Origin of the sequence: Puniceibacterium antarcticum (assembly GCF_002760615.1) — a bacterium.
In the GTDB taxonomy this organism is placed as follows: domain Bacteria; phylum Pseudomonadota; class Alphaproteobacteria; order Rhodobacterales; family Rhodobacteraceae; genus Puniceibacterium; species Puniceibacterium antarcticum.
Map to the genome: position 1 here is coordinate 60,581 of NZ_AWWI01000164.1, position 11,154 is coordinate 71,734.

Annotated in this window: 10 protein-coding genes and 1 pseudogene; 6 read left to right on the forward strand and 5 right to left on the reverse strand. The window is 61.9% G+C overall.

Annotated elements, in window-relative coordinates; genetic code table 11:
- The 3 genes from P775_RS22990 to P775_RS27735 all read right to left on the reverse strand — a co-directional run bounded on the left by P775_RS22990 (position 1) and on the right by P775_RS27735 (position 4,218).
- Positions 1–2,769, reverse strand: a complete 2,769-nt coding sequence (locus P775_RS22990; RefSeq protein WP_099913171.1) for a TRAP transporter permease — start codon at positions 2,767–2,769, stop codon at positions 1–3.
- 109 nt (positions 2,770–2,878) lie between these two features.
- Complete coding sequence (locus tag P775_RS22995; RefSeq protein WP_099913172.1) at positions 2,879–3,835, reverse strand: TAXI family TRAP transporter solute-binding subunit; 957 nt, start codon at positions 3,833–3,835, stop codon at positions 2,879–2,881.
- Positions 3,836–3,849: 14 nt separating this feature from the next.
- Positions 3,850–4,218 (reverse strand): hypothetical protein, encoded by a 369-nt coding sequence (locus P775_RS27735; protein WP_143520975.1) that lies wholly within the window; start codon positions 4,216–4,218, stop codon positions 3,850–3,852.
- Between the two features lie 14 nt (positions 4,219–4,232).
- Here P775_RS27735 and P775_RS23000 point away from each other — a divergent pair, with 14 nt between their 5' ends.
- Positions 4,233–4,811: a cupin domain-containing protein gene (locus P775_RS23000; protein WP_099913173.1), complete on the forward strand. Its 579-nt coding sequence runs from the start codon at positions 4,233–4,235 to the stop codon at positions 4,809–4,811.
- Positions 4,812–4,884: 73 nt separating this feature from the next.
- Entirely contained in the window at positions 4,885–6,495 is a 1,611-nt protein-coding gene (locus P775_RS23005; protein ID WP_099913184.1) for an FMN-binding glutamate synthase family protein, read from the forward strand.
- Positions 6,496–6,516: 21 nt separating this feature from the next.
- Here P775_RS23005 and P775_RS23010 read toward each other — a convergent pair whose 3' ends face one another.
- Complete coding sequence (locus P775_RS23010) at positions 6,517–7,824, reverse strand: NAD(P)/FAD-dependent oxidoreductase (protein ID WP_099913174.1); 1,308 nt, start codon at positions 7,822–7,824, stop codon at positions 6,517–6,519.
- A gap of 142 nt (positions 7,825–7,966) precedes the next feature.
- Here P775_RS23010 and P775_RS23015 point away from each other — a divergent pair, with 142 nt between their 5' ends.
- Positions 7,967–8,329 (forward strand): VOC family protein, encoded by a 363-nt coding sequence (locus P775_RS23015; RefSeq protein WP_099913175.1) that lies wholly within the window; start codon positions 7,967–7,969, stop codon positions 8,327–8,329.
- A 76-nt stretch (positions 8,330–8,405) separates the two neighbouring features.
- On the opposite strand, the gene trpA is transcribed toward P775_RS23015, so the two are convergent.
- A complete protein-coding gene (gene trpA / locus P775_RS23020; protein ID WP_099913176.1) occupies positions 8,406–9,197 on the reverse strand; it encodes a tryptophan synthase subunit alpha in 792 nt (263 codons plus the stop codon).
- Positions 9,198–9,343: 146 nt separating this feature from the next.
- On the opposite strand from trpA, the gene P775_RS23025 reads away from it, so the two are divergent.
- The 3 genes and pseudogenes from P775_RS23025 to P775_RS23035 form a co-directional block, all read left to right on the forward strand.
- A complete protein-coding gene (locus P775_RS23025; protein WP_099913177.1) occupies positions 9,344–10,234 on the forward strand; it encodes an NAD-dependent epimerase/dehydratase family protein in 891 nt (296 codons plus the stop codon).
- Between the two features lie 87 nt (positions 10,235–10,321).
- The gene (locus P775_RS23030) at positions 10,322–10,948 is read left to right on the forward strand and encodes a DUF1007 family protein (RefSeq protein ID WP_099913178.1); all 627 of its coding nucleotides are present in this window, start codon (positions 10,322–10,324) and stop codon (positions 10,946–10,948) included.
- Positions 10,930–11,154 (forward strand): annotated as a pseudogene (locus P775_RS23035) (hypothetical protein); the annotation flags it as partial. The gene P775_RS23030 and the pseudogene P775_RS23035, both read left to right, overlap by 19 nt.

Genomic DNA, 11,154 nt, shown 5'->3' on the forward strand with positions numbered 1-11,154 from the left:
TTACGCCATGGCCTTGCGGCGCGTGACCTTGTCGTTGCGCCCGCGTTGCAGGAACACGATCAGCGCGAGCAGCAGCAGCGCCGGGATGAACATCAGGTATTTAGACGGGGTGTTGACGGGTTTGAGCACGCGCAGCACCTCCTGATCCCAATCCAGCCCCGCCTCTGATGCCGGTGAGCCGAAGGAGACATCGTCGATGAACATCTTGTCCTCTTCCGTGCGGAAGATAAGGCCGGCCTTGTCGAGCTTGTCCGCGCCAGTGTCGCCTTCGCCGATGGGCAGCAGGGCGACAAAGGTGATCGGATCGCCAAGGTCATTCACGCCAGCCACACGAATGCGCAGCTTGTCCCCGGCGGGCGTATCTTCGGCCGCGGCGGCGATTTCGGTTGGCGATTCTTCGTTGTAGGGCGGAAAGGCCATGTCCATCCAGAAGCCCGGGCGGAACAGGGTGAAGGCGACCAGCAGCAGGGCCAGCGATTCATAAAAGCGGTTCTTGGCAAGGAACCAGCCCTGTGTTGCGGCAGCAAACAGCAGCATGGCGATGGTTGCGATCACAAAGACAAACACGCCCTGATACCAGGTCACGTTGATCAGCAGCAGTTCGGTGTTGAAGATGAACAGGAAGGGCAGTGCTGCGGTGCGCAGGGAGTAGAAGAAGGCGATGACGCCGGTCTTGATCGGATCGCCCCCCGACACGGCGGCGGCGGCGAAAGAGGCCAGACCGACGGGCGGTGTCACATCGGCCATGATGCCGAAGTAGAACACAAACAGGTGGACAGCGATCAGCGGCACGATCAGCCCGTTCTGCTGGCCCAGTGTCACGATGACCGGGGCAAGCAGGGCTGAGACGACGATGTAGTTTGCCGTGGTGGGCAGGCCCATGCCAAGGATCAGCGACAGCACGGCGGTGAGCAGCAGGATGGCCATGATGTTGCCGCCTGACAGCACCTCGACCACATCGGCGAGGGCAGAGCCGACGCCGGTCTGGCTGACAGCCCCCACGATGATACCGGCGGTCGCGGTGGCGATGCCGATGCCGATCATGTTGCGCGCGCCGGTCACCATGCCGTCGATCAGGTCGGTGAACCCGGCCTTGAGATCCGCGCCAAGCTGGCTTTCGCCGCGGAACATCTGCATCAGCGGGCGCTGGGTCAGCAGGATGAAGACCATGTAGGCCGCAGCCCAGAAGGCCGAGAGGCCGGGCGACAGGCGATCCACCATCAGCGCCCAGACCAGCACGACAACCGGCAGGATGTAGTGCAGACCAGAGCGGATCGTCGGGCCGGGCAGCGGCAGGCGCGTCACCGGCTCGTTCGGATCATCCAGCTTGAGCGGTGCCTCTTTCGAGGCGATGCGCAGCAGGACAACATAGATCGCGCTGAGGGCGACAAAGATGATGTAGCCGGCCGTGTCCGGGAACAGGGTGCGGATCCAGCCCATGCCGTAATAGACGATGAAGGACAGCGCGCAGATCATCGCGATGATGAAGGCGATGCCGATCAGGCGCTGCACGATGGGCTTGGGCGTATAGGCACGCGGCAGCCCCTCCATCCCCGCCTTCAGCGCCTCAAGATGCACGATGTAGACAAGGGCGATGTAGGAGATGACGGCGGGCAGGAAGGCGTGTTTGACCACATCGAAATAGGGAATGCCGACATATTCGACCATGAGGAAGGCCGCAGCGCCCATGACAGGCGGCATGATCTGACCGTTGACGGAACTTGCCACCTCAACCGCGCCGGCCTTTTCAGACGAAAAGCCGACCTTTTTCATCAGCGGGATGGTGAAGGTGCCGGTGGTGACCACGTTGGCGATGGACGAGCCCGAGATGAGGCCGGTCATGGCAGAGGAAACAACAGCCGCCTTGGCCGGTCCGCCCTTCATATGACCCATCAGGGAAAAGGCGACCTGAATGAAGTAGTTGCCGGCACCTGCCTTATCCAGCAGCGAGCCGAAGAGCACGAAGAGGAAGACAAAAGAGGTGGACACGCCCAGCGCGATGCCAAAGACGCCTTCGGTCGTGATCCACTGGTGATTGACGATTTCCGACAGGTTGTTGCCCTTGTGAGCGATCAGGTCGGGCATGTAGGGGCCAAGCACCGTATAGACCAGAAAGACCGATGCGACGATCATCAGCGCCGGGCCAAGCGCGCGGCGCGTCGCCTCTAGCAACACCAGAATCCCGATGACGGCGACGACAAAATCCTGAGTGATGGGCGCGCCGACGCGCCCCGAAATTTCGCGGTAATAGACGTAGAGATAGAGCGCGGTTGCCGCGCCGACCACGGCCAGCGCCCATTCCCAGACGGGGATCTTTTCCTTGGGTGAGCCGAGGATGACGCAGGCGACCAATGCGGCCACGACAAGCGGAATCCACCAGATGGAAGTGCCGTCCTTGGACCCCATCATGAACAGCGCGCCAAGGATCACAGGGACGGCGACGCCGAGCACGATCTGGAATTTGGTTTTTGTGGCGGGAAAGGCGGCAAAGGCCAGAAACAACGCAAAGGCAAGGTGGATCGAGCGCGCCTCGGTGTCATTGAAGACGCCGAAATTGATCATGAAGGGGATAGGCGATGCGAACCAGAGCTGGAACAGCGACCAGGACAGCGCCACAAGCATCAGAAAGAGGCCAACCGATCCTGTGACGTTGCGCCCGCCGGTGTCGGATGATGCGACAAGTGCGTCCAGATCGGTCTGGCTCAGCTCTTCCTGACGGCGGGCCTCAGCCTCTGTCTCTGCGGCCTTGGTCTGGTCTGTGTCCGACATGATTTACTATCCCTGTGGGGGTCTGCGCCCGGATCCGGATCTTTGTCCGGAATTCATTTTGGTGCGGAGAGGCGACAGTGCCGCCCCCCCGGGTGTCAGAGGGGTCGGATCACATCCAGCCGCGTTCCTTGTAGTATTTCACCGCGCCGTCGTGCAGCGGGGCCGACAGACCGTCCTTGATCATGTCCTCTTCCTTGAGGTTTTCAAAGGCGGGGTGCAGTTTCTTGAAACGGTCGAAGTTGTCGAAGACCGCTTTCACCACCTCATAGACCACATCATCCGGCACGTCGGAGGAGGTGACGAAGGTCGCCTTGACACCAAAGGTGGTCACGTCATCGGGTGAGCCCGCATACATGCCGCCGGGGATTGTGGCATAGGCGTAGAACGGGTTGTCAGCGACCAGCTTGTCGATGGCTTCGCCCTGCACGGGAACAAGGTTCGCGTCGATGGTGGACACGGCTTCCTGGATCGAACCGTTCGGGTGGCCGACGGTGTAGATGATTGCATCCACCTTGTTGTCACCCAGAGCGGCGGCCTGTTCGGCGGGCTTGAGTTCAGAGGCGAGCGCGAAGTCGTCCATGGACCAACCCTTGGCGTCCAGCACGACCTGCATCGTGGCCAGCTGACCCGAACCGGGGTTTCCGACATTGACGCGCTTGCCCTTGAGATCATCAAAGCTCGCGATGTTGGCGGCCTTGCTTGCGATCACGGTGAAGGGTTCCGAGTGGACAGAGAACACGGCGCGTTCCTTGTCGAACTTGTTGCCTTCGTATTCCGAGGTGCCGTTGTAGGCGTGGTACTGCCAGTCGGACTGGGCGACGCCCATGTCCATGTCACCCGCTTTGATCGCGTTGATGTTGGCGATAGAACCACCGGTGGAGGGGGCGGTGCATTTCAGGTTGGTCTTGGCGCTGTCGCGGTTGACGAGACGGCAGATCGACTGGCCGACGACGAAATAGACGCCGGTCTGACCGCCGGTGCCGATGGTGATGAAGCGTTCCTGTGCCACTGCCGTGGTCGAGGCCAGAAGGCCGGCCGTCAAGGCAAGGTATTTTGCGTGTTTCATAAAAGTCTCCCACTCTATTTCGTTGTGCCGATCTGGCTGAAGAGGCCGGACCGGATCGTCGCCATACTCAAGTTCGTCGCATTAACCAAGTCGTTAGGCCAGTCTGTTTCAGGCGAGTTCCAGTCCCGTTTTCCAGTTTGGCTTCTGAGGCCATCAGCCGCCGCAGCGGTCTTCGGGATCACAGGATTGCCCCCTTTCACCAGAAGCTTTGTATGCGGCAGATTTTGCCCCCTATGGTCACCAACTGGTCCCGGCACACTGCGCCCCGGCGTTCGAATCAGGGTAGTATTGTTTATTATTTCGATCAAGTCGGTTACTGTCCTGATATCGACCACACCCGCTGTTGTTTTTTTATCATTTATTTTCATGTGGTTAAACAACAAGAAAGGGATTCGTCTTGGATCAGGATGTTGGTCGGCGGCTAAAATCAGTGCGCAACGCAAAAGGGTTATCCCAACGTCAACTCGCCCGTCAGGCGGGGGTGACCAACGGTCTGATTTCCATGATCGAACAGGGCCGCTCGAGCCCATCCATAGCGTCGCTCAAGCGGATTCTGGACGCTGTTCCGATGACTTTTTCAGAGTTCTTTGCCGACGATGGGCCGTCTGTGGAAACCTTCGTGCACCGCGCCGAAGATCTGCGCGAGATCAGCCTGGGCGCGGTGCTGGACCTGCGCGAAGCGGCGGCGGATCTGCTGTCGCTGCGGCAGGTCGGGGATGCGTCGCGCCACAAGATCCAGATGCTGCACGAGGTCTATGCCCCCGGCGCCGACACCGGGCCAGAGCTGTACACTCACCCCGGCGAAGAGGCCGGCATCGTGATCGAGGGGCAGATTGCCCTGACCGTCATTGCCCGCACCGAGGTGCTGGGTCCTGGCGACGCCTATCTGTTTGAAAGCAACAAGCCGCACCGCTTTCATAACAATTTCACCAAAAGATGCGTCATTGTGAGCGCCTGTACCCCGCCCAGCTTCTGATCCATACCGTCGGACCGCAGGACAACCGCCCCATCCCGCCGTTTTGACACCCAGACCAACCTCAGGACCGATGATGCAAAAACTTGCCACCCTCGAACGATACACACCGCTTGCGGGGTTGGCCGCGCTCAGCCTGCTGTGCCTGCTGGCGAGCCTCTGGTCGGGGTGGATGTTGCTGCCCTTTGCGGTCTGCGCTGCGCTGAGCCTGCTGGGCGTCTATGACATCCGCCAATCCAGCCATTCGATCCTGCGCAATTACCCGGTCATGGGGCACATGCGGTTCCTGTTCGAAGGCATCCGCCCGGAAATCCGCCAGTATCTGATCGAATCCGATCAGGATGAGGAACCGTTCAGCCGCGATTCTCGATCGCTTGTCTATCAGCGTGCCAAGGGGGTCGAGGACAAGCGCCCCTTTGGCACACGCAAGCGGGTGTATGATTCAGGCTATTCCTGGCTGACCCATTCGATTGCGCCCGTGCATCTGGACAACAGCGATTTCCGCGTCACGGTGGGCAATGCCGCCTGCAAACAGCCCTATTCCGCCTCGCTTTATAACATTTCGGCGATGAGCTTTGGTTCCCTTTCGGCCAATGCCATTCAGGCGCTGAACACCGGTGCAAAGATGGGTGGGTTTGCCCATGACACCGGAGAAGGGTCGGTCAGCCGCTATCACCGCGCCGGGGGCGGCGATCTGATTTATCAGGTGGCGTCGGGCTATTTCGGGGCGCGGGCGGCGGACGGCACGTTTGACCGGGAAAAATTCGCCGTGACCGCCGCCCTGCCCCAGATCAAGATGATCGAGCTGAAGCTGTCGCAAGGCGCAAAGCCCGGTCATGGCGGGATGCTGCCCGCGGCCAAGATCACCGCCGAAATCGCCGAGGCGCGGGGGATTCCCATGGGGGTCGACTGCAGCTCGCCCGCCGGGCATTCGGCGTTTTCCACGCCGCTGGAGATGATGCGGTTTCTGGGCGAGCTGCGCGAGCTTTCGGGTGGCAAGCCGGTGGGATTCAAGCTGTGCATCGGGCACCGGCGGGAATTCATGTGCATCGTCAAGGCGATGCTGGAAACCGGCATCGTGCCCGATTTCATCGTCGTGGATGGGGCAGAAGGTGGCACCGGGGCCGCGCCGGTCGAGTTTTCCAACCATGTGGGCATGCCGATGGCCGAGGGGCTGAGCTTTGTGCACAACACGCTGCGCGGCGCGGGGCTGCGTGATCAGGTGAAACTGGGCGCGGCGGGCAAGATCGTGTCGGCCTTTGACATCGCCCGCGCGCTGGCCATCGGCGCGGACTGGTGCAATGCGGCGCGCGGGTTCATGTTTGCCATCGGCTGCATTCAGGCGCAGGCCTGCCATACCAACAAATGCCCCGTGGGGGTCGCCACACAAGACCCGCTGCGCCAGCGCGCGCTGGATGTTGGGGACAAGAGTCAGCGGGTGGCGCGGTTCCATGCCAACACGATGAAGGCGCTGGCAGAAATGGCCGGGGCGGCGGGGCTGCACGACCCCAGGGATTTCCTGCCCCGGCATTTCATGCTGCGTCAGGCCGAGAACCAGATGACCTCGGGCGATGAGGCATTTCCCTATCTGCCCGAGGGGTTCCTGATCAACGGCATCACCGACAGTCAGGGCTACAAGGCGCGCTGGGACCGCGCCGATTCGGCCAGCTTTGCGCCCAAGGACTGACGCCGTTCAGTGCAGTTTCAGTCAGTGCAGTTTCAATCTGGGGCGCACCACCCGGTTGATCCGCCCGGCGATCAGCTGCGCCATGCCGCGCAGCCAGCCATGCACCGTCAGGATGTGGATCCGGTAGAGCGAGATATAGGCCAGCCGCGCCACGCGGCCTTCGATCGACAGCTTGCCGCTCATCAGATTGCCCATCAGGCTGCCCACCGTGGCAAAGTGGCTGAGCGAAACGAGCGAGCCGCGATCCTTGTATTCGAAATCGGGCAGGGTCTGGCCCTTGTCCAGCTTGTCGATGGCGACCAGCAGGTGATCGGCCATCTGCTGTGCGGCCTGCGCGCGGGGGGCGACGGGACGCTCCTGCCCCGGCAGCACGCAATGGCAACAATCGCCGATGGCAAAGATCCGGTCATCCGTCACGCTTTGCAATGTCGGGCGGACCACAACCCGGTCGAGCCGCGACAGTTCCAGATCGCTGTAGCCCGGCACACCGGATTCGCCGCGCACCCCGGCGGCCCAGAGAATCAGCGTCGCGGGCAGGTCTGTGCCGTCCTTCATATGCACGCGGTCCTTGTCGACCTGTGTGACCATGGTGTTGACGCGCACATCGACGCCGATATCGCGCAGTTCCTGAGTGACTTTGCCCACCACCTTTTCATCCAGCGCGGGCAGCAGACGCGGCCCGGCCTCGATCAAGGTGATGCGAAAGGCATCGGGGTCGAACCCTTCGAGACCATAAGAGCTCAGGGCGCGGGCCGAATTCACCAGCTCGGCGGACAGCTCAACCCCCGTGGCACCGCCGCCGACGATGCAGATCGGCAGGGTGGCGTCCACTTCGCCCTTTTCGCGGCGGGCATTGACCCGCAGGCAGGCGTTCAGCAGTTTCTGACGGAACCGGTCGGCCTGTGCGCGGTGTTCCAAGAACAGCGCATTGTCACGCACGCCGGGGATGCCGAAATCATCCGACACGCCGCCGATGGCGAGCACGAGGATGTCATAGGCAATCTCGTGTTCCTCAAAGATCACTTCGCCGTCTTCATCCACAAGGGGGGCGGTCACGATCACCTGACGGTCGCGGTCGATCCGCGCCAGCGCGCCCTGAAAGAACCGGTAGCCCCAGCGCACCGCGTGCCCACCATAGCCGACCTCGTCCTGATTGGGGTCAAGCGCGCCTGCCGCCACCTCGTGCAGGAGGGGTTTCCAGACATGGGTGCGGTTGCGGTCCACCAGAATGACCTCGTACCGGTCGTTTTTTGCCAGCTTGCGCACGAGGCCAAGCCCCGCCGCGCCGCCGCCCACCACCACAATGCGTTTTTTGGGGGTCTGTGCCATATCTCTGCCTTTCGCTGTCATGCGGGCAGAGTATCGCGCCTGCGGCGGCTTGGCACGGGCGACTTGTGATTTAGGTTAGAGAGGCGTTGGCTGACTCTGCGCGCCACCACAAAAGATCAGCAGGTTGTATCGGAGAGACTTCATGACAACCCCGCTTGGACGGATCATCCTTTACACAAAAAAGACGGAAGAGATGGTCGCATTCTACAGCCGTCATTTCGGGTTTACGGCGCACCAGCGCGACGGCGACCACATTGTCGAACTTATCCCGCAGGGGGCGGGTATTTCCATCCTCCTCCACCCTGCTGCGAAGGCGCAGAAAGCCGGGCAATCCGTCGTCAAGCTGGTCTTTGATGTCGAAGATGTCGAGACGTTCTGCCAGTTTGCAAAGGAACGGGGATTGCTGTTCGGATCGATCCATCACGCGGACGGATACGTCTTTGCCAACGCCAAGGACCCATCGGACAATTCGATTTCCGTCTCAAGCCGCGCCTTCAGTGGTTGACAGCGGGCAGTGGTTGACAGCGGGCAGTGGTTGACAGCGGGCAGTGGCTGACGACGGGCGCCGGACCCGCGCCCGCTCAGGCGCGGTGCGCGCCGTCTGCCAGGGTTTTCACAAAGGCCAGAACCTCGCTCAGCGGTTTGCCCGAGGCCAGTTCGCCCACGATGGCCGAGCCGACGACGCAGCCATCGGCCACGCCTGCGATGCCTTCTGACGCTTCGGGGGTGCGGATGCCAAAGCCGACGATGACCGGCAGATCGGTCTGGGATTTGATCCGCGCGACCTCGGGCGCCACATCGGCGGGCTGGGCGGCCCCTGCCCCGGTGATCCCGGTGATCGAAACGTAATAGACAAACCCGGAGGTGTTCTGCAGCACCTTGGGCAGGCGTTTGTCATCGGTCGTGGGCGTGGCAAGGCGGATAAAGTTCAGCCCCGCCTTTTGCGCCGGAATGCAGAGTTCGTCGTCTTCTTCGGGGGGGAGGTCAACGATGATCAGACCGTCGATCCCGGCCTCTTTCGCCTGTTCCAGAAACAGATCGACGCCGCGCGAATAGATCGGGTTGTAATAGCCCATCATCACGATCGGGGTGGTGTCATCCTCTTCGCGGAAGGTGCGCGCCAGCGACAGCGTCTTGTCCAGCGTCATGCCCCCGGCCAGGGCGCGCTGCCCGGCAAGCTGGATGGTTTCGCCGTCCGCCATCGGGTCGGTGAACGGCAGGCCCAGTTCGATGATATCGACACCCGCGCCGGGCAGTCCCTTTACCACCGCAAGCGAGGTGTCGTAATCCGGATCACCCGCCATGACATAGGCCACAAAGGCTTTTTTCCCCTGCGCCCTGAGATCGGCAAACTTGGCGTCGATGCGTGTCATGGTGGTTCCTTTTCGATGGTCTTGGGTGATCTGCCGGAACTTGGGGCGGAAATCAATGGTTCTGCTTGCAAAGGGGCGGTCGGCGCGGCCTTGTCTGGGCCAACCCGCGCCCCATCTGGCGAGGCGACAGAAAAAGGAGCAGTTCCATGCGCATTCTCTTCACAGGCGGCAGCGGCAAGGCCGGACGGCACGTCATTCCCTATCTGCTGGAACAGGGGCATCGGGTGGTCAATGCCGACCTCGTGCCGCTGGATCATCCCGGTGTCGACAACCTGACCGTGGATCTGACAGAGAACGGTCAGGTGTGGAACGCGCTGACCTCTTACGCGGCGCTGGACGAGCTGGAGCCGGGCACAGGCATGCCGAAATTCGACGCGGTGGTGCATTTTGCCGCCATCCCCCGCATCCTGATCAAGCCCGATAACGAGCTGTTCCGCACCAACACTCAGGCCACCTATAACGTGCTTGAGGCGGCGACCAAGCTGGGCATCCCCAAGGTGATCTTTGCCAGTTCCGAGACGACCTATGGCATCTGTTTCGCCGATGGCGAGATGAAGCCCGACTATGTCCCGGTGGACGAGGCGCACCCGACCGTGCCGCAGGACAGCTATGCCATGTCCAAGGTGGTGAACGAGGCCTGCGCACGGTCGTTTCATGCGCGCACGGGGCTGGATATCTACGGCTTGCGGATCAACAACGTGATCGAGCCGCATGAATATGAATCCGACTTTCCGGCCTATCTGGACAATCCCGATCTGCGGCGGCGCAACATATTCGCCTATATCGACGCGCGCGATCTGGGCCATATGGTGCAATGCTGCCTCATGACCGACGGGCTGGGATACGAGGTGTTCAACGTCGCCAATCCCGATCTGTCCGTGGGGCTGAGCACGGATGAGATCATGGCGCGCTATTATCAGGGCGTGCCAAAGACGCGCGAGATGGGCGCGACCGAGACGTTTTATGACATCTCGAAGGCGCAAAAGATGCTGGGCTTTGCGCCAAAACACGGCTGGCGCGATCTGCTGGGCGTCTGAACGCGTGGCGTGCGGCGGCGGGCAGAACTCTGCCGCCCCCGCGCGCCGATCTTGCCAGTGTGATGTCTTGGGTCTAAATCTGCGGGCATGCGCCTGATCACCCTCCTTTTCGCCGTACTGCCCCTGCCTGCGTTCGCGCATCCGCATATGTTTGTGGACAGCCGGCTGGATCTTGTGCTGGACGAGGCGCAGAACGTGACCGGCCTGACGCTCAGCTGGACATATGACGATTTCACCACCCTGCTGATCCTCGAGGATATGGGGCTGGACCCGGATGGGGATGGCACGCTGACGGACGCGGAACTGGCGAAACTCAGGGGCTTTGATCTTGTCGAATGGCCCGAGGGGTTCGAGGGCGATCTTTATTTCTACCGCGACGGCGTGCAGGTGCCGCTGGACCATCCGGTGCCGGACAGCGTTGCGGTCACGGATGGGCGGATCACCGCGACGCATACCCGCACACTGACCCCCACCCCGGCCGAGGGGCTGCAGATCCGGCAATACGATCCGACCTTCTATGTGGCCTATACGCTGAGCGGCGGCGTGCATCTGCCCGCGCCTTGCGCCGCCGACATCACGCCACCCGATCCGGACGCTGCGACACAGGCGCTGGCCGAAGAGCTGAAGAAAGTGCCCGAGGATCAGTATTCGGTGCTGCAGATCGGGGTGCATTACGCCGAGGACGTGCGGATCACATGCAACGCGCCCTCCTGATCGCAGCACTTTGCGTGGCGGCGCTGGCGGTCTGGCTCTGGGGCTTTGGCGGGGCGGATCATGTGGTGATCTGGGCGGCCGAGGGCCAGCGCGCGGCGCAGAACGCCATGGCGCGCGGATTGCGCAGCCTGCGGGCGGGCGAGCCGGGGGCGCTGACCACCCTGCTCACGCTCTGCTTTGCTTATGGGGTCTGCCACGCGGCGGGG